21 protein-coding genes and 5 pseudogenes are annotated in these 24,188 nt (G+C 69.0%); 14 read left to right on the forward strand and 12 right to left on the reverse strand.

Translation table 11 applies throughout. The features are described 5' to 3' along the window. Nucleotide 1 precedes the first annotated feature (1 nt). Nucleotides 2-310, reverse strand: coding sequence for a hypothetical protein (locus ABZ876_RS30505; RefSeq protein ID WP_361787982.1), 309 nt, complete (start codon nucleotides 308-310; stop codon nucleotides 2-4). Nucleotides 311-1,256: 946 nt separating this feature from the next. Between ABZ876_RS30505 and ABZ876_RS30510 the strand changes: the two genes are divergently transcribed. Both ABZ876_RS30510 and ABZ876_RS30515 read left to right on the forward strand, forming a co-directional pair. After that, on the forward strand, nucleotides 1,257-1,676 hold the full coding sequence (locus ABZ876_RS30510; protein ID WP_361787984.1) for a hypothetical protein: 420 nt from the start codon (nucleotides 1,257-1,259) through the stop codon (nucleotides 1,674-1,676). A 72-nt stretch (nucleotides 1,677-1,748) separates the two neighbouring features. Further along, the gene (locus ABZ876_RS30515; protein ID WP_361787986.1) at nucleotides 1,749-2,930 is read left to right on the forward strand and encodes an ISAs1 family transposase; all 1,182 of its coding nucleotides are present in this window, start codon (nucleotides 1,749-1,751) and stop codon (nucleotides 2,928-2,930) included. Nucleotides 2,931-2,990: 60 nt separating this feature from the next. Here ABZ876_RS30515 and ABZ876_RS30520 read toward each other — a convergent pair whose 3' ends face one another. The 3 genes from ABZ876_RS30520 to ppk2 all read right to left on the reverse strand — a co-directional run bounded on the left by ABZ876_RS30520 (nucleotide 2,991) and on the right by ppk2 (nucleotide 6,465). Next, complete coding sequence (locus ABZ876_RS30520) at nucleotides 2,991-3,974, reverse strand: transposase family protein (RefSeq protein ID WP_361787988.1); 984 nt, start codon at nucleotides 3,972-3,974, stop codon at nucleotides 2,991-2,993. A 51-nt stretch (nucleotides 3,975-4,025) separates the two neighbouring features. Continuing rightward, a complete protein-coding gene (locus tag ABZ876_RS30525; RefSeq protein WP_361787990.1) occupies nucleotides 4,026-4,805 on the reverse strand; it encodes an alpha/beta hydrolase in 780 nt (259 codons plus the stop codon). Between the two features lie 703 nt (nucleotides 4,806-5,508). Next, nucleotides 5,509-6,465, reverse strand: a complete 957-nt coding sequence (gene ppk2, locus ABZ876_RS30530; RefSeq protein WP_361787992.1) for a polyphosphate kinase 2 — start codon at nucleotides 6,463-6,465, stop codon at nucleotides 5,509-5,511. A 142-nt stretch (nucleotides 6,466-6,607) separates the two neighbouring features. Between ppk2 and ABZ876_RS30535 the strand changes: the two are divergent. Continuing rightward, nucleotides 6,608-6,739 (forward strand): annotated as a pseudogene (locus ABZ876_RS30535) (arsenite S-adenosylmethyltransferase); the annotation flags it as partial. Here the strand turns inward: ABZ876_RS30535 and ABZ876_RS30540 are convergent. Together ABZ876_RS30540 and ABZ876_RS30545 are read right to left on the reverse strand one after the other, a co-directional pair. Continuing rightward, nucleotides 6,691-6,906 (reverse strand): hypothetical protein, encoded by a 216-nt coding sequence (locus tag ABZ876_RS30540; protein ID WP_361788088.1) that lies wholly within the window; start codon nucleotides 6,904-6,906, stop codon nucleotides 6,691-6,693. The pseudogene ABZ876_RS30535 and the gene ABZ876_RS30540 overlap by 49 nt on opposite strands. Before the next feature lie 576 nt (nucleotides 6,907-7,482). Further along, nucleotides 7,483-8,424 (reverse strand): serine/threonine-protein kinase, encoded by a 942-nt coding sequence (locus ABZ876_RS30545; RefSeq protein ID WP_361787994.1) that lies wholly within the window; start codon nucleotides 8,422-8,424, stop codon nucleotides 7,483-7,485. A 52-nt stretch (nucleotides 8,425-8,476) separates the two neighbouring features. On the opposite strand from ABZ876_RS30545, the gene ABZ876_RS30550 reads away from it, so the two are divergent. The 3 genes from ABZ876_RS30550 to ABZ876_RS30560 all read left to right on the forward strand — a co-directional run bounded on the left by ABZ876_RS30550 (nucleotide 8,477) and on the right by ABZ876_RS30560 (nucleotide 10,670). After that, nucleotides 8,477-9,022, forward strand: a complete 546-nt coding sequence (locus ABZ876_RS30550; protein ID WP_361787996.1) for an RNA polymerase sigma factor — start codon at nucleotides 8,477-8,479, stop codon at nucleotides 9,020-9,022. A gap of 63 nt (nucleotides 9,023-9,085) precedes the next feature. After that, complete coding sequence (locus ABZ876_RS30555) at nucleotides 9,086-9,832, forward strand: hypothetical protein (RefSeq protein ID WP_361787998.1); 747 nt, start codon at nucleotides 9,086-9,088, stop codon at nucleotides 9,830-9,832. 139 nt (nucleotides 9,833-9,971) lie between these two features. Continuing rightward, nucleotides 9,972-10,670 (forward strand): hypothetical protein, encoded by a 699-nt coding sequence (locus ABZ876_RS30560; RefSeq protein WP_361788000.1) that lies wholly within the window; start codon nucleotides 9,972-9,974, stop codon nucleotides 10,668-10,670. 1,995 nt (nucleotides 10,671-12,665) lie between these two features. On the opposite strand, the gene ABZ876_RS30565 is transcribed toward ABZ876_RS30560, so the two are convergent. After that, a complete protein-coding gene (locus tag ABZ876_RS30565; protein ID WP_361788002.1) occupies nucleotides 12,666-13,301 on the reverse strand; it encodes a GNAT family N-acetyltransferase in 636 nt (211 codons plus the stop codon). On the opposite strand from ABZ876_RS30565, the pseudogene ABZ876_RS30570 reads away from it, so the two are divergent. Continuing rightward, nucleotides 13,243-13,428 (forward strand): annotated as a pseudogene (locus ABZ876_RS30570) (flavodoxin family protein); the annotation flags it as partial. The gene ABZ876_RS30565 and the pseudogene ABZ876_RS30570 overlap by 59 nt on opposite strands. Nucleotides 13,429-13,520: 92 nt before the next feature. On the opposite strand, the gene ABZ876_RS30575 reads toward ABZ876_RS30570, so the two are convergent. Both ABZ876_RS30575 and ABZ876_RS30580 read right to left on the reverse strand, forming a co-directional pair. Next, nucleotides 13,521-13,712, reverse strand: coding sequence for a hypothetical protein (locus ABZ876_RS30575; RefSeq protein WP_361788004.1), 192 nt, complete (start codon nucleotides 13,710-13,712; stop codon nucleotides 13,521-13,523). An 8-nt stretch (nucleotides 13,713-13,720) separates the two neighbouring features. Further along, nucleotides 13,721-15,088, reverse strand: coding sequence for a hypothetical protein (locus ABZ876_RS30580; RefSeq protein WP_361788006.1), 1,368 nt, complete (start codon nucleotides 15,086-15,088; stop codon nucleotides 13,721-13,723). Between the two features lie 361 nt (nucleotides 15,089-15,449). On the opposite strand from ABZ876_RS30580, the gene ABZ876_RS30585 reads away from it, so the two are divergent. Continuing rightward, entirely contained in the window at nucleotides 15,450-15,764 is a 315-nt protein-coding gene (locus ABZ876_RS30585) for a hypothetical protein (protein WP_361788008.1), read from the forward strand. A gap of 469 nt (nucleotides 15,765-16,233) precedes the next feature. Here ABZ876_RS30585 and ABZ876_RS30590 read toward each other — a convergent pair whose 3' ends face one another. Further along, nucleotides 16,234-16,470, reverse strand: a complete 237-nt coding sequence (locus ABZ876_RS30590; protein WP_361788078.1) for a hypothetical protein — start codon at nucleotides 16,468-16,470, stop codon at nucleotides 16,234-16,236. A 175-nt stretch (nucleotides 16,471-16,645) separates the two neighbouring features. Here ABZ876_RS30590 and ABZ876_RS30595 point away from each other — a divergent pair, with 175 nt between their 5' ends. Then, the gene (locus ABZ876_RS30595) at nucleotides 16,646-17,722 is read left to right on the forward strand and encodes an ATP-dependent DNA ligase (protein ID WP_361788080.1); all 1,077 of its coding nucleotides are present in this window, start codon (nucleotides 16,646-16,648) and stop codon (nucleotides 17,720-17,722) included. A gap of 139 nt (nucleotides 17,723-17,861) precedes the next feature. On the opposite strand, the pseudogene ABZ876_RS30600 reads toward ABZ876_RS30595, so the two are convergent. Next, nucleotides 17,862-17,947, reverse strand: a pseudogene (locus ABZ876_RS30600) (integrase core domain protein); the annotation flags it as partial. Nucleotides 17,948-18,074: 127 nt separating this feature from the next. Between ABZ876_RS30600 and ABZ876_RS30605 the strand changes: the two are divergent. The 3 genes and pseudogenes from ABZ876_RS30605 to ABZ876_RS30615 all read left to right on the forward strand — a co-directional run. Continuing rightward, nucleotides 18,075-18,680, forward strand: a complete 606-nt coding sequence (locus ABZ876_RS30605) for a chorismate mutase (RefSeq protein WP_361788010.1) — start codon at nucleotides 18,075-18,077, stop codon at nucleotides 18,678-18,680. 1,273 nt (nucleotides 18,681-19,953) lie between these two features. After that, nucleotides 19,954-20,406: a hypothetical protein gene (locus tag ABZ876_RS30610; RefSeq protein ID WP_361788012.1), complete on the forward strand. Its 453-nt coding sequence runs from the start codon at nucleotides 19,954-19,956 to the stop codon at nucleotides 20,404-20,406. Between the two features lie 75 nt (nucleotides 20,407-20,481). After that, nucleotides 20,482-22,019 (forward strand): annotated as a pseudogene (locus ABZ876_RS30615) (Tn3 family transposase); the annotation flags it as partial. Between the two features lie 254 nt (nucleotides 22,020-22,273). Here the strand turns inward: ABZ876_RS30615 and ABZ876_RS30620 are convergent. Then, on the reverse strand, nucleotides 22,274-22,621 hold the full coding sequence (locus tag ABZ876_RS30620; protein ID WP_361788014.1) for an STAS domain-containing protein: 348 nt from the start codon (nucleotides 22,619-22,621) through the stop codon (nucleotides 22,274-22,276). 368 nt (nucleotides 22,622-22,989) lie between these two features. Between ABZ876_RS30620 and ABZ876_RS30625 the strand changes: the two genes are divergently transcribed. Then, complete coding sequence (locus tag ABZ876_RS30625) at nucleotides 22,990-23,193, forward strand: cold-shock protein (RefSeq protein WP_361788016.1); 204 nt, start codon at nucleotides 22,990-22,992, stop codon at nucleotides 23,191-23,193. Between the two features lie 254 nt (nucleotides 23,194-23,447). Further along, nucleotides 23,448-23,984: pseudogene (locus ABZ876_RS30630) on the forward strand (hypothetical protein); the annotation flags it as partial. Nucleotides 23,985-24,188 lie beyond the last annotated feature (204 nt).

Here is a 24,188-nt window from a genome sequence, read left to right on the forward strand (position 1 = left end):
CTCACGCAGCCGGGCGTCGTGTGCGCGTGCGATGTATGGGGGCAAGAGCGGTAAGGGCGTTCTGCGCGAAGGTGTACATGCGCGGGCCGCCAAGGCGCAGCCCGTCGGCCATCAGGCACTGGTCGAAGCGCAGTTGCTCGTCGCCGGTGGTCTCGTACCAGTCGTCCGGCCGGTCGCTGGAGTGGGCGCCGGCCAGACTCGTGGCGAGGTCGGGCTGGACTGCGAGGCCGGTGAGCAGTGCCAGCGTGGCGACGGAGGTGATGGCGGTGGTGAGCTTTCCCGCTCTACCGGGTCTGCGTGACCCGGGCACGCGGAACCATGGTCTGGGCTGCAAGAAGCATCCCTTTCTACGTTCAAAGGGGTGACGCCGGGCCGTGAGGGCGGCCGGGATGGGGAACCTCGGTGAGTGCGAATCTGAAGGCGGTTCAGAACTTCATGTCACCGGCTGAGTTGACGTGCGCAGATCCCCGATGCGACTGCATGGCAGACGCACCCCTCCTCCCCCGTGAGCAACGACGGTCCTCCCGGTCGCTGATTGATATGCGCGAAGGCAGAAGGGAATGGTCAGGTTCCCGCCAAGCGCGGCGCCACCATACGGTGTTGCACGCGCGTCCGTACAGACATTCGAACTACCTATGCGGACCTTGGCCTGAAACCTCTTTCTATCGAATCAGCGACATTCGAGGCCCTGGCTACCTGATGCTGCATGGAGTTTCTGTGTGTGCACTGTGTCCCAAGCGAGGATGTGAGCCGTACTCACTCGAAGAGAAATGGCTGGATCCCGCCTATGCCTGAGAAGCAGGGCTTCAGCGTAGTCGGGAGGCATCCGTTTCGTGATCATTTGGAATGATGAGAGGGAGGGCGGGAAGTTCCTGCTCATGTCCGTTGCGCCCCGGAGCCCTTGCGTCTCCCTCGCACCGTCGGGTGGAGCGAGCCGACTGCGCTAGGAGATGATCCCGTGCGTGGCTGAAGAGGCAGGTACAGATGCGGACGACGCTTGCGCATGGGCTGAGCGACTGGGTTGGGCGTTCGGGCTTATAGCGGAGGATCCGGCTGCGAGAGGTGCAGCGCTCGTCCATCTGGCGGAGGCCCAGAGGAAGGTCACGGACGCGCTCGCCCGGTCCAACGAGATGTGGCTGCTGACGCGTCCCCTGGGAGCGGACGAGCGGTACCGGGAGCCGGCCTTTCTGCAGGCGCGTCGGAGGTATCAGCAAGCCCAGAGGCGTTCGCTGCCTGATGGGGTGTGGGGTGGCCCTGTGGACGGGGATCTGGCGGCGTGGCCGGGGCTGCCCTATGTGTTGCTGTTCCTGGAGTGGGAGGCGAGGTACCCGCTGGAGTGGACGCAGCACGCGAAGGCGTGGGGTACGAAGCAGAGCCTGATCCGAAAGGTGGCCCGTGCTCGCCAGGAGGAAGTGATCAAGGCGAAGCTCACCGACCTGGTCGAGATCGTCGTCAGCCGGGCGTATCGCTGCAAGGATCGCGAATACGTGCGGGTTGCCCGGGCTGTCGACAGCGCTGACCTACGGGGCAGGCTCGATCGGGCAGCCGATTCGGACAGTCCGTGGGCCCGGTGCCATGCCGGGTATGTGTTCTGGCTCCTTGACCGCCCTGACCTCCCGAACACCCGTCGTGTCTGGCAGACCTGGGTGGCAGGCCAGGGTGCGTCATTGCTGTGACCCGGGGGACGATGCCGGTAAGGTTCCCGTGCTCATGGGGTCCTCTACGCCCCGTGACCTGCCTGGAAGACCGTGCCTGCCGACGCATCATCCCCGATTCCGCCTGCCCTTGACCGGCTCCGCGAGCAGTCCGACGTCGGGCCCGGGGAGGTGCCCGGCCTGCTGGAGCGGCTGGCTCAGGTGCCAGATCCGCGCGATCCGCGCGGTGTGCGCCATGCCCTGGCCATCGTGCTCACGCTGACCGCGTGCGCGGTGTTGACCGGCGCGACCTCGCTGCTGGCAGTCGGCGAGTGGATCGGGGACGCCCCGCCGCACGTGCTGGAGCGACTCGGCGTGCGCCCCGATCCAGTACTGCCCCGGAGACTGGTGCCCTCGGAGGCGACAGTCCGCCGGCTGCTCGCCCACATCGACGGTGATGCCCTGGACCGGGCGGTGGGCGGATGGCTCGCCGACCGTCGGCCCGAGAGCACCGGGCTGTGCGGCCTGTCTGTGGACGGCAAGTCCCTGCGCGGCGCGGCGAAGGCCCGGGGACGGAGGATCCACTTGCTCGCCGCGGTGGAGCACACCACCGGGCTGGTCCTGGCCCAGCTCGACGTGGGCGAGAAGACCGGTGAGGTCACCCGCTTCCAGCCGCTCCTCGACACCGTCGCAGACTTGGCCACAACCGTGGTCACCAGCGACGCGCTCCATACGCAACGCGAGCACGCCACCTACCTCCTGGGCCGCGGGGCCCATTACATCGCGATCGTCAAGGGCAACCAGAAGAAGCTGCGCAAGCAGCTGAAGTCCCTTCCCTGGCAGGACATCCCGTTCCAGGGCCGCACCCGGGGCACCGGCCACGGCCGCGCGGAGATCCGCCGGATCAAGGTCGCCACCGTGAACAACTTGCTCTTCCCCGGTGCCCGCCAGGCCGTCCAGATCAAGCGCCGCCGCACCGACCGCAAGACCGGCAAGACCACCATCACGACCGTCTACGCGGTCACCAGCCTGACCGCCGAACAGGCCACCCCACTCCAACTCGCGAGACTGATCCGCGACCACTGGAAGATCGAGGCCCTGCACCACGTCCGCGACACCACCTTCGCCGAGGACGCCTCCCAACTGCGGACCGGCAACGCACCCCGCGCGATGGCGACCTGGCGCAACCTCGTCGTCGGCGCCCTCCGGCTGAGCGGCGTCAAGAACATCGCCGCCAGCCTCCGCCGCAATGCACGCGACGCCCGCCGACCCCTCGCGCTCCTCGGCCTCGCATGATCACAAAACGGGCGCCCGCCGACTACGCCGAAGCCCTGGGGGGTTCGGCTGGTGGGTGATTCAGCGGGTCGTCGGGGTGACGGGCACGAGTGCGGTGCTCGCTTTGCGGTGGGTGGCACGTTGGGCGGCGCGGCCGGAGACCAGGCCGGCGATGGCACGGTGGGTGGCCGGGTAATGCTCGCGACGTCCGAGAAACCGCTGCAAGGGGCGCCACTGCAGGTGCTCAGCGTTGGCGTGCTCGACACAGATCCGGCATGACGATTGGCGGCGGCGCATCTCACGCCATCCGTACCGCTCGGTCAGCGGCATGCCCTCCAAGTCCTTCGGCTTCTTCGGCGGTGCCGAGATCTGGTCGGGGAACTCGTTGGCCAGGCCCCGGTAGCCCTCGTCGACCTCGGCTCTCACGTCCGGGTGGAGGCGGAGCTGTTCGGCAATGCCTTCGGTGCGCATCGCGGTCTGGTCGTGCATTCTTCCGGGCCGGTCGGCCCCGGACCGCGGGGTGCGGCCCCGGGCGTCGCTGATGGTGGCGGTCTTCATGGTGTTCTGCTTCTTCTTGCCGGAGACGAACGCACAACGGCCGGGCCGGTGGGCCCTGGGGCGGCGGACCTGGGTCTCGGTGCCGTCGATGCGGAGCGTGATCCCTTCGGCTGCGGCGTAGGCGAAGACATCGGCCAGCGTGTGCAGCCCAAGCCCCGGCCGGTCGGGGACGGCGAAGCCCCGCGCGGCCAGCAGCGGACGGATCTCGCCGATCGCCCTGGTGATGGTGGACCGCTCCAGGCCGTAGAGCTCCGCGAGGGCGGCGTGCGGGAGTTGGTGACGCAGGTGGACCAGGGTGACCAACACCCGGTCGGTGAAGACGAGGTCGTGCTTCGGCCCGGCACCAGGCCGCTGCCTGCGGTTGCCGCCGCGCCGCTCGTGCAGTGCGGACTCACAGCGCGCGGTCCACGGCCCGGCCAGCTCGTCGATCAAACCGCCGAGATGTGCACGGCAGATGCCGGTGAAGGCAGGATGAGACAGGGCCGCACGGGCCCATTCCTTCGTCATCACACAGGAGGAACCCGCGCGGCTCTCTCCGCGTTACGGGCCACTTGGGCGCTATCGCTGGTTGTGGTCCCAGAGCGCCGCTGCGGTGGCGCGGGCGAAGCCTTCCGAGTTGTCCAGCATGATGTTGTGCCCACAGTCCGGGATGGAGACCACGGCCACCCCGGCTTCGGTGAGCGCATCGATTCCCGGGAGCGGGCCGTCGGCCTCGGGCAGCAGGTAGGTGCGGGGGATTTTCAGGTCCAGCAGAAGCTCACGCATGGTGGGGACGGTGCCGCGGGTGAGGTGGACCGCGCTGCGATGCAGGGCCTCCCGGCCTGCCAGGCGCATCGTGGACCACCAGTGGGAACCAGCCCGTTCGCGGATCTCTTCCCAGCCACCCGCCAGGAACTCCTCCTCGGAGTACGCGGCGATGCCGCTGCTGCCCGTGGCGCCCGGTGCGGGCGGGATCGGGTCAAGGTTGGCATCGACCAGGACCAGGCGGGAGACCAGATGGGGGTGCCGGGCGGCCAGGACGATGGCCACCGAGCCACCCATGCTGTGCGCGATCAGCTCGGCGCCCATGACACCCGCGCTGTTCAGGGCCGCGGCAAGGGCATCGGCGTGGGATTCCAGGGTGTAGTCGAAGTCCGTCGGCCGGTCGCTGATGCCGTGCCCGAGCAAGTCGATCAACAGCGAACGACGTCCGGCGAGCAGAGGATGAACCGCGACCTCCGCGAAGTAGGCCGGTGACGTGGCGCCCAGACCATGGACGTAGACGCGGGACGGCTCCTGTCCCGGTAGCTCAACCCAGCGGATCTGGCCGCCCTCGGGCGTCACGGCGGCACTGCGCACAGCCTGCTCCCCTCCACTCCAGATCGACGGAGAGACGAGAGTAGCCACCAGGCCTCAGTGCACCATCACCGCCCCCAGCAGTGGACGCGGCGCGGGCACCAGAAGCCTCGGGCCTCGACCAAGACACCCCACCCGATTTCGTTCACAACGTCGTTACTCCTCCACTCCAGGGGACATGGGTGAAAAGGCGGCCGCGACGGGGATGTCAGGGCTCCGACCACGACGAAACCGTGTGGTGACCTGCGCGGGTCCAGGAGCCGTCCTCCGGGGCGCGCGACAGTAGGCGCACCCCCTGTCGCAACCTCCAGCGCAACAGCCAAACGCAGCCCTTGTCGCAACCCCGTGCTCCTGATCCACCGTAGCGGCAGGTCACGCGGCCCGGCCGGCTCCCTGGGCCCGGACCATCTGGCGCAGCTCGCAGCGCACCGCCGTCCCGCAGGCGTACGGACAGGCGCAGCAGGCGGCGGCGCAGGCGGTGATGTCGCGGAGGTGGGGTTTTAGGCGGCCGGTCGCGATCAGCTCGGCCGGCGGGCAAGTCCCACGCCGACTCGAGCGGGGTGGCGGTGCGGGCGGTGGGCCGGACGCGAGCGGCGGCGGCGGTGAGGGCACCGCGTGCGCAGACGCTACGGAGCATGAACCCCGCCGGCCTTGGCCGAGAGGCGTCAGGGCCTGCGGTGTCGGACGGGCCCCGGACGGGTGAGGGTCAGGCGCTGCCGGGGTGCTTGCCGGGGACGCCGAGACCGGGTGAGAGCGGCGTGGGCGAGAGCGTGGTGTCCTCCTCACCGGGCTCCAGAAGGGTGTCGGCGGCGCCGACGATGAGCGGGTCGGGTGTGCCCACCGCCTCGTGGTCCTTGCTCGCGTAGTCGATGCGCGACAACAGACTTCGCATGGTCTCGAGTCGGGCCCGCCGCTTGTCGTTGCTCTTGACGACGGTCCAGGGGGCGTGGGAGGTGTCCGTGGCGCGGAACATCCCGACCTTCGCCTCGGTGTAGGCGTCCCAGAGGTCCAGGGACGCCAGGTCGGTGGGCGAGAGCTTCCATTGGCGCACCGGGTCGACCTGCCGGATCGCGAAGCGTGTGCGCTGCTCGGAACGGGACACCGAGAACCAGAACTTCACCAGCACGGTACCGCTGTCGACCAGCATCCGCTCGAAGGTCGGGCACTGGGCGAGGAACAGCTCGTACTCCTCCTGGGAGCAGAAGCCCATCACGCGCTCCACACCGGCCCGGTTGTACCAGGAGCGGTCGAAGAACACGATCTCCCCGGCCGTCGGCAACTGCGCGACGTACCGCTGGAAGTACCACTGGCCCGCTTCACGTTCGGTGGGCTTGTCCAAGGCGACCACGCGTGCGCCGCGCGGGTTGAGCCGCTCGGTGAGCCGTTGGATCGTGCCGCCCTTGCCCGCCGCGTCACGTCCCTCGCACACGACGACAACGCGCGTGCCGGTGTCCTTGACCCAGCGCTGGAGCTTGAGCAGCTCGATCTGCAGCACGCGCTTGGCACGCTCGTACTCCTGGCGTCCCACCTTCCGTTCGTAGGGGTAGTTCTCTCGCCACGTCCGGATGGGGCGTCCCTCCGCGTCCAGCACGATCGGCTGCTCCCGCCGACTGGCGTCCACAGTCAGTCCATCGAGCAGTTTCCCGGCGTCTTGCGCGTTCATCAACTGGCATTCCGTTCGGCTCTCGCGGTCGGTCAAAGGGAGACACGAGTACCCCGTCCGGCCCCGCCCATTGGTGGCGCCGCGATGGACGACACCGACCACCGCGAGAGCGGTCGCCGCCCCAGGGCCGTCGCGCCGAACAGCACTGCCCTTCACCGAATACCGCACCGGCCAGGAGGATGCCGGGTTCACCGACATCCAGATCACCCCGACCCACCCGCTCGCCTACGGCATGGACTCCGCCATCGTCCATGCGACCAAGCCGCCCAGCTGATAGCCGTGCACCCGCCCGGACGGCTCCCCGCACACCGGACAGACCGCGGCTTCCGTCGGCGTCCGAGCTTGCACCACGATCCGCTCACCCTCGTCGGTCACATCCTCTATGACCAGCGGGAACAGCCCCGAAAACACCATCTGCGCAAGCTCGTTGACATCCTTCACGCGAAGTCAACGACCCTCACGACTCTCCGTCACCACCGAATGTGAGACAGGGCCGTTAAGTTGACATACCCGCTCCTCACGCAGCAGCTCAAGCCGCCGGTCGTTGACCAGCTCGGCCTCCCAGGGAGACTCGGACAGGAAGAACTGCAGCCGCTGCACCCCCGGCATCCCCGCACCCGCCACCGGCTCCGCCCCCGCCAGGCAGGTGATGGTCTTGTTCCGCTCCCGCGGCGCCAGCAGCCCGGTCAGGTACTCACGAAACCCTCGCCGCTGGGCCAGGCTGAAGAAGGGGGTCTGTAGCCGTGGCGCCCGCCTGAGGCGCGGGCGTCGATGCGACCTCCCGGGAAATCCCCTTCCGGCCGACTCGCCCCGCTCGATGCGCATCGGCCCGGGCGGGCCCGGCGGCACCGCCCAGCCGGGTGATCGAATGCGGCATCGGAGTGGCACGCCGGCTTGCGGCGTGTCAGGCATGGCGACGTTGGCTGGGCGACACGCCTCCCGAGGCGCTCGCGACAGTGTTCGGCAACGGCATGTTCGCCTGCTCTTCGGATCTGCACGCCGACGGGGAATCCGCGTTCAGCGGAGCAACCAGGTCAGCACCGCTGTCACCAGGTACACGAGGACCGCCGCAAGCGAAACCGCAAGGCGTGTGGGCCGCGCAGACGCGGTCGGCACCCACTCCCCTCCTCCCCGTGACAGCAGCGCGTCCGCGAACGCCTGCGCGGTCTGCGGTCGGTCCTCGGGATCGACGGACAGCGCGGTACGAAGAAGTGTGTCGACGCCGTTCGGAACCCCCAGCTCCCTGGGAATCCTTGGCGGCAAAGATGTCGATGCCTGCTCTGGTGTGAGGGTGAGACGACCGCCCAAACCGAACGGCTTCATGCCGGTCAACAGTTCGAACGTCACGACACCGAGGGCGTACACGTCGGCTCGACCATCGAACCCGCCGGTCTGGAAGGCCTGCTCGGGCGCCATGTACGCCGGAGTACCGGTGGTCACGGTCAACCCCGACGCGTCAGCGAGTCGCTTCGCGCTGCCGAGGTCTGCGACAAGTACGGCAGTGGGCGTGCGGCCGGTGTCGAGCAGGAGGTTCGACGGCTTGATGTCGCGGTGGACGACGCCGGTGTCATGAAGCACCTGAACCGCGTATCCGGCCTCGGCTGCCAGATGGAGTGCCTCCGCGGGCAGGCAGTGCCCGATCTTCTCGGCCAGCGTGCCGCCCCGGACGTAGTCCATGACGAAGTAGGGCCGGTCGTCCTGGACACCGACGTCGTGAACGCGTACGACACGTGGGCTGGATATCTTGCGGAGCAGCCTCGCCTCTGCCAGGAATCGTTCCCGTACGTCGGCGTTCGACGCCCAGTTGTCGGCCAGCACCTTGACCGCGACGTCCGTGTCGAGCTCCGGATCGTACGCCTTCCAGACGGTGGCGAACGAACCGGCTCCCAGCCTGTTCTCGAGGAGATAACGGCCCAGCTTCTGCATGTGGCAACATTCTGCCGGAAGCGTCCGGGCCAACCGCGGTGAGGCCAGGCGGACTTCAGGTCGGACGAGAACGGGGGACAGCAAGGTGATCGACGAGGACGAGCTGGCACGACTCGTGGCCTCCGCCCGGGCAGGTGACCGGGCGTCCTTGGACCACCTCCTTGTCAAGCTTCGCCCCACGGTCATGCGCCGCTGCTCCAGGTTCCTGCCGCACCACGCCGACGCCGAAGAGGCCGCGCAGGACGCTCTGCTGTCCATCAGCACACATCTGCAGGAGTACAGCGGACGGGGCTCGTTCCTCGGGTGGGTGACAGTGATCGCCTCGAACGCCGCCAGGGCCACGTACCGCTCGATGCGCCGGCGCGCGGAGGACAGTCACGCGGTCCTTCCCGAGGGCGTCGACCCTCGAACGACAAGCGTCATCGCGGGTACCCGCCTGGATCTCATGGAGTCGCTGGCCGCGCTCGAGGAGCGGCATCCGGCCCTGGTGGAATCCTTCGTGCTGCGCGATCTGGGAGACCTGACCTATCTTCAGGTCGCTGAGATCACCGGCGCTCCCCTGGGCACGGTCAAGGACCGCATCCACCAGGCTCGCCGCTTCATGCGGGACCGCCTCGGCGGCGGCTTCTAAGACATTCCAACGCTCCGGTGTCAACCGGCAGTTCAGCTTGAGTAGGAGCCGGGAGGTACTGCCGTGCGAGCTCGGACGGTCGTCGTCATCCTTTTGGTGGCCATCGGGCTCGGCCTGCTGACCGGCCGGTTCGTCCTGCCCGCTCGCTCTGCTCCGATCACTCGGGCAGTGACGCCGGGCGCTGTGACGTCCTCGCCGGGTAACGGCTCCGACGCGCCGAAGCCCGCCGGCGGACCCATGACGGGCCGGCACCTGTTGGCAGCGGCCGAGTTCCGGAAGGCCGGATTCCCGAAGCACATCTACATGCGGGATCGCTTCGGGGACGGCAGATACGCCAACGAGGCCTGCACCGGGGAGAAGACCCTCGGCGAGACCCTGGGAGGGTCGGACTCATACTTCCGCGGGTTGATGACGACCAGGGACGCGGACAGCAGCGACCCCACGCTGGCGATGAACATCGAGGACCAGGTCGCGCGCGAAGTCGCCGCTGACGCCCATAGCCCGGCCCTGGCTCAGAACTTCACCGAGCGCCTCCTGCTGGAGGAAGTGCCGTGCCAGAACGAACCGGCCACCCACTGGGTCTACGGACCGACGCACACGATCGATGTCGCTCCGAGTATCACTGCAAGCTGGCTGGGTTATTACAACGGTGACCTGAACACCACAGGGACCGCCCCACGAGGCAAGGAACCGTGCGGAGGCATCGCCATACTCTGGAACGGCTCTCACTACGGGGTCCTGGAGGTCGACGCCTGCCTGGACACGGCCGCGATGACGCGGATCGTCCGTGCGGCCGTCACACAGCTCTGAGACCAACCCGATCTCGCTGACAGAGGTGAGGCGGCTCACACCGATCGCAGCAGATCGCTGTCCAACATCTCCAGTACCCCGTGCATCTCCCCGGTTGTACGAGAACCCAAGCCACATGGTGACCACACAGGGGAATGAGATGTTCGACAACCAAGCTGCCAGCAAGAAGTTCTCGCGCCGCGGTCGTACCGCAGGAGTAGCAGCCTCCATCGGTGCGGCCCTGCTCGCGGTCGGTATCGGCGCGCATCCCGCTGCCGCCGGCGCGGACACGGGCTCGCCGAACCGGCCGGCAACCGCGCCCACCGCCACTCCTGCTGAGCCCCGCCTCGGCGCCGGTAACCTGATCCAGCGCGACGACTTCTTCCAGCAGGGCCTCTCCCCGGTCGGCGCGACGGTGGACATGACCGGGAAGCAGGCTCTCTCGGCGTGTTCCGGCGAGGAGACGATGCGAACGCTGACCAAGGGTAAGGCCAGCGCCTATGCCGACGTGACCTGGACCTTCGACACCAAGGACACCTTGCTGACCGAATCCGTCGCAGACGGTTCCACCAATACGTCGGCGGCCTCGTACGAGAAGCAGCTCAACGAGTTGGTGCGCGGCTGCCAGGCCGAGCCGGCTGGTCACTGGTACTACGGCAAGGGGCACACGCTCACCGTCAAGGCCGGCGAGGGCAGGTGGTACCCGGCCTTCAACGGTGACGGCGGGGCCGCCGGCGGTGTCGCGGTCATCCGCAGCGGTCACAGGTTCGGCATCGTCGAACTCTCCGGTCAGCCCAGCGACGACCCCGGCTACATGGAAGGCATCGCTGCCGCCGCCATCAACCGGCTGGCCGACTGATCCCGATCCACCACGGCGCACTTCCTGCGGCGTCCCACCATTCCTCGCGGCGTGCACCAGGGAGGAATGGCGGGCGCTGCGCCGTCCGGGGGCACGGCGGAGTGGCCGGAATCCGTGGAGGCGAGACCGGTCGCAGGTGACGAACAGTGGCGACGTGCGTCCCTGTGCACGTTCGGACGCTCTCGTGCACCCCGTCGCGGGCGAGAAGGGTGCAACCTTCCGGCGCATCTCCTCCGGGCGGAACGGCGCCGTGCTCGCGCAGTCTCCGGTCTCCGGAGGGCCTCCGCCTCCGTGGCCTTCGTCACGCCGGACACACGCTCCCGGCCCACTCGGGTGCCACCCTCCGCGACACGAGGGTGGGTGCCGACGGTTGTGGCTGTGAGCTCACGCCGACGTTTCGGATTGCCGGTGCACACTCCGCCGCGCAGCGTCGTCCGGTCATTGACGGCGGCCTGCTGCTGATCGGCACTGAGCTGCGTATCGGCATTGCTCATACGGCAAGGCGCGTCGTCGTCGGGACTGCGGGGCACGGATTCTCTCCTTGCCTCTGGTGCTCCTGAAGCGGCGGCCCGCGAACACCTGGTGTGTTCGCGGGCCGCCGCCGTGTGTGCTGGTCAGCCGTTCCTACTTCTCCGCCGGCTGGATCCATGTCCGTTGTATCCGGACGCTCACTCCGAAGCCGAGGCAAACGCCCGGATCGGGTGGGAACCGGTACACCACTTCTCAGGACTCAACCCCGGCACCGAGCCGTAGCAACCCAGCCTGACAGCGCCACCACCACCAGGCACCAAACTGATCAGCCCAGGACAACCCCCTGCCCACTGATCAGAAAGACCGCTCCTGAGCAACGGCGGCCGCTCGCCTCCCCGAGGCGGAGATCCTCAACGCCTCCCTCAGCACGCCGCAAAACCTCGACTACGCCGGCACCGACATCACCGTCCCACGCCTCGAGCACGCCGCCTACCAGCAGATCACCACCGCGTTGAAGGTGTCCGGGCAGGCATCCCACCCGGCCGAGGGGCCCTGGGAAGACGTCCCGGACGAGCTCGACAGCTTGCAGGAACCCGAGCAGGCATCCCCGGAGGAGTCCGCGCCCGCAACCACTGCCGCCTCGACCCCGTCACCGGCGGCCGCAACGGACGTGAGCAGCGAGGTCTTCCCGGCCCTACTCGCCGCCACCACCGACCGACCCCTCTGGGCTCCGCCTCTACTCCCCCGCCCCGTCGCCGGCGCCACTCGACGACGGAACCGGCCCGGGCACCGACCCGGCGGAGGCATCGGAGGCGGACGAGTGCGAGGCACATGACGTGTTCACCCAGCACCCTGGTCCGCTCGTCAAGAACCCCGTCGACTGCTGGGAAACGGGCCGTGTCCCCGTTTTCTTGAGCCAGCCTGGACGGGGTGGTGAACCGCAAAGGTGTCGGTCGCAGGGTCGGGGGTGATCCGACGTCCACGTCTACTCCCGAACGCTCTCGGCACCCGAGGTCAGCGCACTCCGCTGACCAGCTCCCGGTAGGACAGAAGATCGACCAAGATCCGACGGCGCCTGGATGTTCCAGACCACGACCACCAACGACGAGAACTCCGACTTCCCCACCGCAGAAGGAGACGCCAACACCCCCCGCGCACGTCAGCATCGGCACCGATGACGGCAACGGGGTACGCATCCACCTGTCCAACGCTACGCGCCGAGCTCCGGCCGGGCCAACATGGCGCGGATCCGGGGACGTCGGCGATCCATTTTGGGTGGGTAGGCACCCGGGGCGCATGGGGAGATCCGCCCGAGGACGGCCTCGGACAGCCATGACAGCGGTGTTAACCTCGCGCTTTCACCCCTGATGACCCGCCGCATCACCCGCGGCACCAGCAGCCTCGACCGGCTCCGCGTCACCCCACCTCGGGCCCCCCAGACCGGGCCACCCGCGCCACCCAGGCGGCCAGCCGGACGTCGGGTCGCCAACTGCCCAGTGCGAGAAGCGGCTCCGTCGCGTCGACCTACGGCTGATCGAACGTCCAGGTGAGCACCACCTGTCGCGCTTCCGGGACACCGCCCGCACGGCAGTACGTCGCCATTGCCGCGCCGTTGTCCTCGTCTGTGATCGTCCACGCGCCGTAGCAGCCCCGTTCGCGCGACAGGTCCGCAAGCGCCGACACCAGAGCCCGGCCGACGCCACGCCCGCGGAACGACTCGTCCACGCCCAGCTCGTACAGGAACATCTCGGTCCCCTTGTCCGGGTGAGTCATCTCGACACCAGTGACCATCCCCGCCGGGATGTCGTCCACGTAGGCGATCAGGAGGTGATGGCGCTCATCCCCCAGGAACCGTTCAGTCGCTTCCTGCCCTGGGGCGGAGTCGAAGAGGTACCCGGCGGCCTTGACCGCCTCGACCTGAGCGATGCGAAGGATCTCCATTCGAGGATCCTGACAGGTTTCGACATCGAGGGTCGACCATTTCGCCACCGGACCGTCCCTGGCGCAAAATCCAGCCTCGCGCCCCTTTTCCGGCCTTCGGAGCCACACGCCCCCGACCTCTGTCGGTACCTCAACAGGGCGGACGTTGTCGGATGCGGCACTAGATCCGGGCTCGGGCGGCCCGGAGAACGACTTCACCAGCCGCAACACGACCTTCATGACCTGGAACCTTCTGCACCTGGCCCGGCTCCTGAAGGATGCCAGCGGCATCCCCGCCCACGGCAACCAGCGCTCCGAATGGGACGCCGGTCGCCGCTTCGATTTCGAGAACCCGGAGCACCGCTGAACCGGCGGTCCGTCGACGAGTGACCTCCAGAGCCACCCCGACCTGTGGACGTCCGCCCCGACTCGGATGGATCACGCTCTGTTCAGGGACCGTCAGTCGCGCCCGCCGTGCGGGTGAATCACCTCCGCCAGTTCGTGGGCCAGGGGGGTCAGTTCGGGCAGTCGACGGGCGAGGTTGCGCAGGTGGATGGCGAAGGCCTCGCGTTGGAGTGGAGCCGAGCGTTCGACGATGACCGGAGCGAGCCGACGGGCGGTGTCGTCCTCACTGCCCGCGATGAGGATCACGAGGATGATCAGCCGGCCGGACGAGGTGTCCGCCAGACCGTGGTTGCAGCCGACGATGGCGTCCAGGGCGTCGATGTTCGCCGCTTCGACCGCCTGCAGGGCTTGGTCCTGGGCGGCCTCCGCGTCGGTGACGACCTCGTACACCGTTTCGAGGGGCAGTCTCTCGGCCGGGCGAAGGGCTGCTGGCTGCGTGGGTCCTCCCCGGTAGCGAGGACCGATTTGACGTAGGGGTGGTGCAGCCGGTCCCGGAGGGCGGCGTGGAAGGCGTAGGAGTCGGACCAGTCGGGAGTGTCCATCCAGGACTGCAGGAGGGTACCCGCCTCGTGGTGCCGGCGGCCCTCGTCGATCACGGCAGTGAGGCCGTGGGCGTCGATCGCGTCGAGCATGCCGATGAGATCGGTCAGCAGGTCGTCCAGGGGGGAGAGGTCCGCGAAGAGCCGCAGCTGCTCGCGGCCTTCGGGCTTCGTCAGGCTGCCTGCGTTGGCGCGCAGGAACTCCTCCTCGTCGGGCCAGCCGGAGCGTGTCGCCCAGGCAGTGATCAGCCCTGCGGTGTCCGGGGCAAAGGATTCGGTCGCCCAGCCGGGCAGAGCCTCGTCGTGGATCTCCAGGTCCATGGTCACCTGCCGGATCAATTTCCTTATGCGGGAACGGAGTTCGAGGTCCTCGGACTCGGCGCCGGCCACGGCGGAGCGCAGGAGTGCCACGGCCCGCTCCCGGTCTCCGCGCAGGGCCGTGCAGTGGGCGTACCAGGCGTTCGGTTCCGCCTGCACCAGGGTGTCGCCGCTCAGCGCCGCCGCGGCCGACGACCACGCCGCGTGGACCTGGTCGTCCTCGGCCTGCTGCTTGGAGAAGTTCTTGAGCGCCTTGCAGAGGCCGGCCAGGTGGACCGCGGGATTGGCCCTGGCTAGGCGGGTGTAGTGCTCGCCCGCTTCACCGGCGGACGCGAGCGCCCCGCTCCGGTCGCCCGCGGCCGACTGCTGGACGGCGAGGTTGTTCAGGACCATGGCGAGACCCGGGAGGTACCTCCCCGGATCGAGCTCGAACAGGTGGCGCATGAGTTCCACGGCCTCGCCCATGGTCTCCAGCGCGCCGGTCGGGTTCCCCGTCTGGGACTGGACGGTGGCGAGGCTGTTGAGTGTGGTGGCGAGCTGGCCGAGGTGGCGGTCGGGGTCGGTTCCGGCGAGGCGGCGGAAGAGCTCCGTGGCCTCGGTGGCGGCCGCCAGCGCGGCGGCGGCGTGGCCCTCCTCCATCTCCCTGTTGGCGAGGTCGTTGAGCGCCGCAGCGAGGGGCGGGAGGTGCGTTCCGGGGTCGGTCTCCGCGAGGCTGCGGCGGATCCTGACGGCCTCCGCGGCGGCGTTGCGTGCGGCGTACGGCAAGGCGGGGCTGCCGGCGGATCGCGTCGGCCAGGAGTGTCAGGGGCTGAGTGCCTCGTGCAGGGCTTGGTCTTGCTCGGCCATCACACTGGGCGCGAGGGTCGTGGGCTTTGCGGACAGCTCGCCGGGCGAGCGTCGACGCTGGCTATGGTCCGGTCGCGGCGGCCGTGGTCACGGCGGGGAGAAAAGACCCGGCGCAAGGGCGTCGGTCTGTACTTCGTGACAGCGTGCTCGCTCAATGGCAGCGCCGGCGATCGACCTGCCAGCCGACAAGTAATTCACGAGTAGCGGACCAAAGACCAGCATGCAGGGGTAACGAAAGGGGAATTCCTCCACCTTTCTCCCGGAGTGAAGGAGGTTCGGCGTGGCCACGGTTGCAGAACTCCAGCCTGACCCGAATCGGGCCGTGCGCATCGTCAGCCACCGCGAAAGCAGCAACGGCATGTACTACGACGGGATTGTGCGTGAGTTCACGTGCGTGAACGCCGACCAGAACCTGTATGCCGTCAAGCTGTACAAGTCGACGTACGACAGTGAGTCCACGCACTACGTCTACGGCACAGACCAGGTGACCGAGCCCACCCGGACGGCGGGGCCTGCCAACACAGAGCGGTCGTACGCCGATCGCCAACGGGCATTCGACCGGCAGAACGCCGGGTTGCCCCCGGAGAACCAGTAACCGCTCAGAGGTCTGAACTGCGCGCCAGCGCCGTCCCCGGCAGCTTGAAGCGTCACGAACTCGCCGACCTCAGCAAGACTCGGCGGCACTTTCTGTACCGCAACTACTCACGCCCGGCATAGGAGCCCCTCTCCTTGTGGGGCAGCCGAACATCTTGTTCGGACGAACTCCGACGCGGGCTGCCACCGACCTGTGGCAGCCCGCGCTGTCGTGTGTCCCAGACGCCCCACAAGGGGCGTTCAGGGCGTCGCCACGCGCTGCCGCTATTTCTCGTGAACATTCCAACGGTCAGTGATCACCAACGGTTGCCCAAAGCAGCGGACAAACGCTGTCGCTGAACATGAACAAAGCCAGGGACGGTCCTGCGGGCCGCGCAACACCTAACGCAACCCTTGGCGCAACCTCCAGCGCAACAGATGGGCGCAACCCTTGGCGCAACCTCGTGCTCCTGGTCGACCGAGGCGTCCGGTCACGCGGCCCGGATGGCTCCGTGGAGGCGGGCCAACTGGCGCAGCTCGGAGCGCGCCGCGGGGACCGACGGGACGGTCTCCCAGTACGGGTGCCACCACAGCCGTACGGACAAAAGCAGCAGGCGGCGGCGCAGAGCGGTGGTGTCGCGGGCGCGGGGCGCGGCGAGCGCTTGGTAGGTGTCGTTCCAGGCTGCTTGCGTCTGCATCAGGTCGTCGGGGAAGTCGGTCACGTACATACTCATATTAGATCGCCTGTTCGAATTGCGTGTCACTTCGGACACGCCCGACCGGAGCCGTGGTCGAGGTCGCGCCGGGCGTGGTCGGCCTCGTGGTCGGGCCCGCCCTCACCCCTGACAGCACCGGAGCGCCCGGTGGAAGGGATCTGGTGTGACCTGGACGCCGCCGGAACCCATGCTGAGCGCTCCCGTGCCCGGGCCCGAGCTGCGGCCAGGCTGGGCGGCGGAGCCCAAGTGGGATGGCTTCCGGGCCCTGGCCTCGGTCGACTCGGGCCGGGTGGTGCTGCGCTCCAGGCGCGGCACCGAGATGCTTCCGGCGTTTCCGGAGATTGCGGCCGGCGCCGCGCAGCTGCCGGACGCGACCGCGCTGGATGGCGAGCTGGTCGTATGGGACACCGCCGGACGGCTCGTCTTCGAGCAGCTGCAAAACCGGCTTCAGCAGCGCGGCGCCAGGGCGGCCCGGGCCGCGGGCGAGTGGCCGGCCCACTTCGTCGCGTTCGATCTGCTGCGGCTGTCCGGGACCGACACGACCGGATGGCCGTATCGGCGGCGCAGGGCCGCGCTCGAGTCCGTGTTCGCCGCGCGCCGGCTGTCGGCCCCGTGGGTGCTGTGCCCGTCGACCACCGACCCTGACACCGTGCGTGAGTGGCTGACGTGGGCGTCGGTCGGAATGGAGGGCATGCTCTTCAAGCGGTTGGACAGCGTGTACGAGCCTGCGGTGCGCGGTTGGCGGAAGTACAAGGTGCGCGAGACCACCGAGGCGATCGTCGGCGCGGTCACCGGCACACTCGCCGCTTCGCGCACCCTGCTGCTCGGCAGGTTCGACGACTGCTGCCGCCTTCGAGTAGATCACCCGGACCCCGTCGACGTCGTCCACGTAGTCGCGCAACAGGGTGTCGGGCACCCGGGTGATGCCCAACTCCGGGTTGACGCTGATCGCGACGATCGCGCGATCCAGCCGGTGCGTCTCGGCCGCTGGCAGCCGGCTCAGTGCGGGCTCCACCAGGACGACCTGGGACCGGCGCGACCCGTGCTCAGGCGACACGAGGCTGCCCGCCGCCGAGGCGCTCCAGGTGGGCGTCGCGGGCTTCCTCCCACAGCACACCCGACTCCGCGGCCGGGTAGCCGTGCTCAGCGATGGCCTCTGGCGGTAACTGCTGGACCGCCTCACCCATCACGACGGCACCGGTCAGGGAGGACTCTTCCTCCATCGCGATCAGGAGATGGGCGAGCTTCTCGGGCGGCCAGGTGAAGTACCAGGCCGGGCCCTCCGAACGCTCGCCCTTCGGTGTGAATGGGCTGGGCAGCAGGTCGCCGTCCAGCTCGACCACGGCGCCCGCCTCGGCATCGATGCCGAAGTCGTCCAACGCGTCGCAGTGCCCGGTCAACGCGACCGCCTCCGGGTGCAGCGGAACCGCCTCACCCGGGGCAACGTGCCGGCGGACGAGGTCTTGGTGCGGTCGTAGACGATCAGGGGCGCGTGAACGCCGCAACTCCTTTGCGCTGCCCAGCGGTTCACGCGGCGATTCGGGCTCGTGGTCGATACGGTGTTGCACGGCGCGGGCGACGACCTGGCGCCGCTCCACTCAAGGAAGGGAACCCACGTGCGCCCCCCGATATTCCGGTCCGCCCTCGTCGCCGTCTGCGCCACGGCGGCCGTCACCCTCGCCGGCGCCGCCCCGGCCACCGCGGTGCCGTCGACTCCGGCACGGGCTGCCAGTCTCGCCCCCGGCCTCGGGTCGGTGACCGAGCTGTTCGCCGAGCGGCTGCTGCTGGCCGACAAGGTGGCCGCCGCCAAGTACGGCACCGACAAGCCCATCGACGATCCGGTGCGCGAGCGGCAGATCCTGGACGACGTCGCCGCGAGGGCCGTCGGCCTCGGGCTCAACCCCGACGCCGTGACCGCGGTGTTCCGCGACCAGATCGAGGCCAACAAGTTGGTGCAGCGCGGCCTCTACGCTCGATGGGACGCCCACCCGGAGGAGCGGCCGACCGAGCGGCCCGACCTCGTAAAGGAGGTGCGACCCGCGCTCGACCGGATCACCACGGCACTGCTGACCGCATTGCGGGAAACGGAGGGGCTGCGGGCGCGGCCTCCGTGCGGCCCGCGTTTGCGAATGGCGGCGGCATGGTCGGCCTACGGGCACCGGCTGGACACGCTGCACGTGGAAGGGCTGGGGCGGGCCCTGCCATCGGTGTGCGAGGGCTGAGATGTGCTTCCGCGCCCGGGCCCAGTCGTGGAACTCCCGCACGCTCTGAGGAGGGACGGCTGGTGACGACAGGATCTAGTAGGCCTCCGTTAGGTCTTCCTGTCGGGCCTGTGCAGGAGCATGGTGAGTGTGTGGACGCACATGAAGTGAGCCGGTTCCGGGCGAAGTTGGTGTTATTCGTGGCGGATGTGTTCGCCTCGGTGCCGCGCAAGGATCAAGTCGGCCGCCCGATAGTTCCGCAAGACCGCCAGCCTGGAGCAGCAGCGGCCAGGCGAATGCCCTGACCGCCTCGCCCTCGTAGAAGTCACTGCCGGTGAGGACCTCGCCCAGTGCGCGGAGGGTGGCGGCGGAGGGGCGCTTCGTCTTGTCGCCGCACCGCAGCCTGCCCGCGGCAACCAGTTGCAACACGGCCGCGAGCTCCGTTCTTGCATCATGCTCCATCGCCCGCTCGGTCCACACCGCCACAGCCCACTCCTCCCCGCCCCGGCTCACCTCGGCTCACCCTATGACGTTTGATTGCCGCCTCCGGTCGGCTCCGCTGCCGGTGGCCCTTCCGCGTCCGAGCCCACCCGCGCCGGCGATAGGGTCCGCCGTGTGAGCGAGTACCAGTACTACGAGTTCCAGGCCCTCGACCGGCCGCTCAGCCGCGAGGAACAGGAGCAGCTGAGGGCCATCTCCACCCGGGCCCGGATCACCGCCACCAGCTTCACCAACACCTACAACTGGGGCGACCTGAGCGCCAATCCGCGCAAAATGGTCGAGCGCTACTTCGACGCCCACCTGTACGTGACCAATTGGGGCACCCACCGGTTGATGCTCCGCCTGCCCAAGCAGACCTTGGCCCTGCCGGCGGCGCGGCCGTACTGTCTCGACCACCACATCGAGGCCTGGACCACCCGCACCCACCTCCTGCTCGAGCTGACCAGCGAGGACGAGGGCGGCGACTGGATCGAGGGCGCCGACGACTCGCTGTCCGCCCTCATCGGCGTACGCGACGAACTCACCACCGGCGACCTGCGCCCCCTCTATCTGGCCTGGCTCTCAGCGCTCGCCGCCTCGGAACTCGAAGACGACGACGAAGAGGAGTACCGGACCCGTCCCGAACCGCCCGTCCCGGCCGGGCTCGGCGAACTGACCGCCCCGCAGCGGGCGCTCGCGGATTTCCTGCGCGCGGACGACGACCTGCTGGCAGTCGCGGCCCAGGCCAGTCCCGCCGCATCCAAGAAGCCGACCAGGCCTGCGAAGAAGGAACTCGCCCCCGCTGATCGCCGCAATGCCCCAGAAGGAGAAGGACGCTCTGCTGCTGCGGCTCGCCCTCGGCCCGGAACCTGGGCTGCACACCGAACTCCTGCACCGCCTGCGCGGCGCCGACGCCCCCACCACGGTCCCCGGGCGCCGGTCCGCCGCCCACCTCCTGGACGCCGCCCACACCCGGCGCACCGAACGCCGACAGCACGCCGAACACGAACGGGCCACCGCCCGCGCCCGGCATCTGACCGCTCTCACAGACGAGGCCGAATCCGTCTGGCAGCAGATCGAGGCGCACATCGCCACCAAGAAGACCAGCCGCTACGACCAGGCCGTCAGCCTCCTCGCGGAACTGCGCGACGCCTACGCCCACGCCCGACAGCACACCGACTTCCACCAGCGCCTGGCCCGCCTGCGCGAGGACTACCAGCGCCGCCCCGGCCTCATCCACCGCCTCGACCGCCACGGCCTCCGATAGGCCGCCTCGGCCCGGCACCGATCGAGCCGCGTTACGCCCTCCCCACCTCAGTGAGAGGGCGGTATGTAAGTGCATAGGGCACTGTTCAATCACGCGGTGACGTGGCTGCGCCGGCACCGGGTGCTGCTGCCGGGTGTCTCGGTGCTGGCCCGGCAGGTGTCGGAGGCCCGTACGGCGGCCGAGCGGCGCCTGTACCAGTCGGTGGCCCGGGCCGCCCACCGTGCCGACCCGCAGCTCGTGCCGGCCCTGAAGACGCTGCTGGTCGTGCCGGAGGGCAAGCGGGCCTCGGAGCTGGAGCGGCTGCGGACGCCGCCGGTGAAGTCGACGGCCACGGCGATGGAGCGTGCGGAGGAGATCTCTGCGTTCGGCTTGGGGCGGGTGAACCTGTCGTCGGTGCCGGTGAACCGGCTGAACACGCTCGCGCGGTACGGGCAGCTGAGCAAGACGCAGACGATCGAACGGGCGCCGGAGCCGCGGCAGAGCGCCCTGCTGACGGCGGTGGTGCGCCAGCTGGAGGCGCAGGCGGTCGATGACGCGTTGGACCTGTTCGCGGTGCTGATGGCGAACCGGCTGATCAGTCCGGCCCGCCGGGCGTCGGACAGGGATCGGTTGGCGATGCTGCCGCAGTTGGAGAAGGCGGCCCGCATTCTGGCGAAGGCGTCGAAGATCCTTACTGAGGAGCTGGACCTGGTCGCCGAAGCCGGGACGGACCTGGACGTTGCCGCGCTGTGGGCGGCGGTTGAGGAGGCTGTGCCGCGCACGGCGGTCACCGGGGCGGTCGCGACCGTGGAGGCCCTGGTGCCGGAGGACGACGGGTCTGCCGAGGTGGCGCTGAGCGAGAAGCTGGCCCTGCGCTACAACATGGTGCGCCTGTTCCTGTCTTTGCTGGGTGGGTCGGACGCGCTGGGTGCCGCCCCGGCCGGGCGGCGGGTGCTCACCGCGGTGCGCCGGCTGCCCGCGCCGTCCAGGCGGCGGGTGAAGGACCGGCCGCTGCTGCCCTGTGAGGTCGACGCCGAGCCGGTGCCGGCAACGTGGCGGCGCGTGGTGTTCTCGGGCGCCAAGCTGCCGCAGGGTGCGGTCGACCGCGCGACGCGTACGTGGTGTGCGTGTTGGAGCAGCTGCACCGTGCGCTGAACCGGCGGGACGTGTTCGCGTCCCCGTCGAACCGGTGGGCGGACCCGCGCGCGAGGCTGCTGGACGGCGCCCGGTGGCAGGCGATGAAGACGGACGTGCTGGCGGCCTTGAGTCTGTCCGAGGACGCCGGCGAGCATCTGGAACAGCTCGCTCGAGGTCTGGACGCCGCGTGGCGGCAGATGGCCGACCGGCTGGAGGAGGCCGGGGGTGAGGCGAAGGTCGAGATCGTCGTCCCCGAAGGCGGCGGTCGGGCCAAGCTGTCCGTGGACAAGCTCGGCGCGGTGGGCGAGCCGGAGTCGCTGACCGGGCTGAGGCAGACCACCGAGGCCATGCTTCCCAGGATCGACCTGCCGGATGTGCTGTTCGAGGCCCACTCCTGGACCGGCTTCCCTAACTCCTTCAGGCACGTGTCCACCCGCATGGAGGGGCTGCTCGTCTCCTTGGTGGCGCTGCTGGTCGCCGAGAGCTGCAACATCGGCTTCAACATCCAGGCCGGCGGTCCCCGCCAGGGCCCTGCGTCCCTTCCGGGACCCGAACGCCAGCGAGGACGGGGACGACGAAGCCTGACCGCGGCATCTGCCCTCCGGCACGGGTCGTTGTGAAAGGTGTGGGTGGCACCGGGCTGGCGACTCGTTCACCGCGGGGTTGGGACCAGCAGCCCTGCGGGTCCTTCGCCGCCGCGGCGGCGAAGGACCGTACCCTGATCGAACAGACGCGCCGGCTGCTTGGCCTGTCAAGCGATCAGGGCTTCGTCCGAGCCGTCCGCGGCCGCGGTATCGGCCGCGAACAGCTCGTAGGTGTCCGTGATCTCCAAAAGGCGCGCGGGCTGGGACTGCAGCCCGGTGACGGCAAGGCGGCCGCCTACGGCGTGCAGGCGGCGGCGCAGCAGCACCAGGAGGCTCAGGCCGCTGGAGTCCATGAAGGACACGCCCGACAGGTCCAGGTACAGCGTCTGGCCGCCCAGCGGGATGATGAACGCGGCCTGAGCCAGTTCAGGACAGGTCTGAAGGTCCATGTCCCCGCTGACGGTGATCACGGTGCGGTCGGGGTGCTGCTGGGTCACCACGGTGAAGTCGCTCATGGTTCGGCCCTCAATCCGGGGGTCGAGCCCATCACGCCCTCCGGCGAGGAAGGCATCAAGCACGCGGCATGGGGCCGCGTAAAGCCGAGCGAGACAACCCGTACCGCGCCCCGGCCACCGAAAAATGACCTTTCAAGGGCGGCGCGGGGCCTCCCACCAGACCAGGCTGGTTGTCCCTGCAGCGTCGCACAGGCCGGTCAGGGTTTACCAGCCCGCTTCCATGGGCTGAGCGGAGGGCCGGGTGCCTTTCAGCTCCGTATAGGTGAAGACGGGCGGGGGTAGAACGGCTGAGGGCTCCTGCCGTCGCAAGAGCCGGAGCATGCCCGGCCCACGGGCTGCTCCAGGGCATGAACGAAAGATCGACAGCAATGGCCAGCGGCACCGTCAAGTGGTTCAACGCCGAAAAGGGATACGGGTTCATCGCCCAGGACAAGGGAGGCCCGGACGTCTTCGCCCACTATTCCGAGATCAAGGGCAACGGCTTTCGGGAACTGACCGAGGGCGAGCACGTCACCTTCGACATCGGGCAGGGCCAGAAGGGACCGCAGGCGCAGAACATCATCCGCGGCTGACCCTGTGAGTAGTGTCGCGCCGGCAGGCGGCGTTGAACGCGTGGCCCGTCGCGTCCGGGATCAGATCAGCAGGGCAGGGCGTAGGCAGCGACTGCATACCCAGCATCGTGCCAGGGCCATCGGATCGAGGCCCACGATCGCCCGATGAGCTGCCACGAAGGTATGGTTTGGGTTATTTCGGATATCCCCTGAATAGGTTAATTGCCCTTAATTTGCTTCTCTGGGAGTCAGGCGGTCGGGCGGGAGGCGGTCCGATGTCTACAGGCACTCTCCTGGCGATCGTCATTCCCGCTGTGGTGGTCGTGGCCCTGATCGTGTCCGCCGTGGCTCTTTTCATGCGGCGTCGAACGCTGCGTGAACGCTTCAGCCCGGAGTACGAGCGGACGGTTCAGGGAGCCGACAGCAGACTCGCCGCCGAGCGTGAGCTCAGCGAGCGCGCGAAGCGTCATGACGAGCTCTACATCAAGCCGTTGCCGGCCAGTGCCCGGGGCCGCTTCGCCCGGGACTGGGACGGCGTGCAGCAGGACTTCGTGGACCGGCCGGAGGACGCGGTGCACGACGCGGACCGGCTGGTCACTTCGTTGATGCAGGCCCGCGGCTACCCCACCGAGGGCTTCGAGCAGCAGATGAAGGACCTCTCCGTGGAGCACGGCCGCACCCTGGAGCACTACCGGGCCGCTCACGAGATCGACACGCTCAGCGCGGGCCACAAGGCCACCACCGAGCAGCTGCGCGGCGCCAGGGTGCACTACCGCGCCCTGTTCGACGAGCTGCTCTCCGACGGCGGCCAGACCCGCCACGCCCCGGCTCGCCCGTTCGGTGCCCGCACGTGGGGCGATGAGGGGGAGCGCAGTGCTGCCCGGTGCCGTCGCCGGGTTTCACCGGGCAGCACTGCGCGTCGACATCGGTGGTGATCCCTTCGAGGTGCCACCCGGATGGCCTTCGCACACTCGTTGCGCTTAGGCTTTCCGCTGGCCCGTGTCGCGCCCGGTGGC

It is taken from the genome of Streptomyces sp. NPDC046931 (assembly GCF_040644655.1).
In the GTDB taxonomy this organism is placed as follows: Bacteria; Actinomycetota; Actinomycetes; order Streptomycetales; family Streptomycetaceae; genus Streptomyces.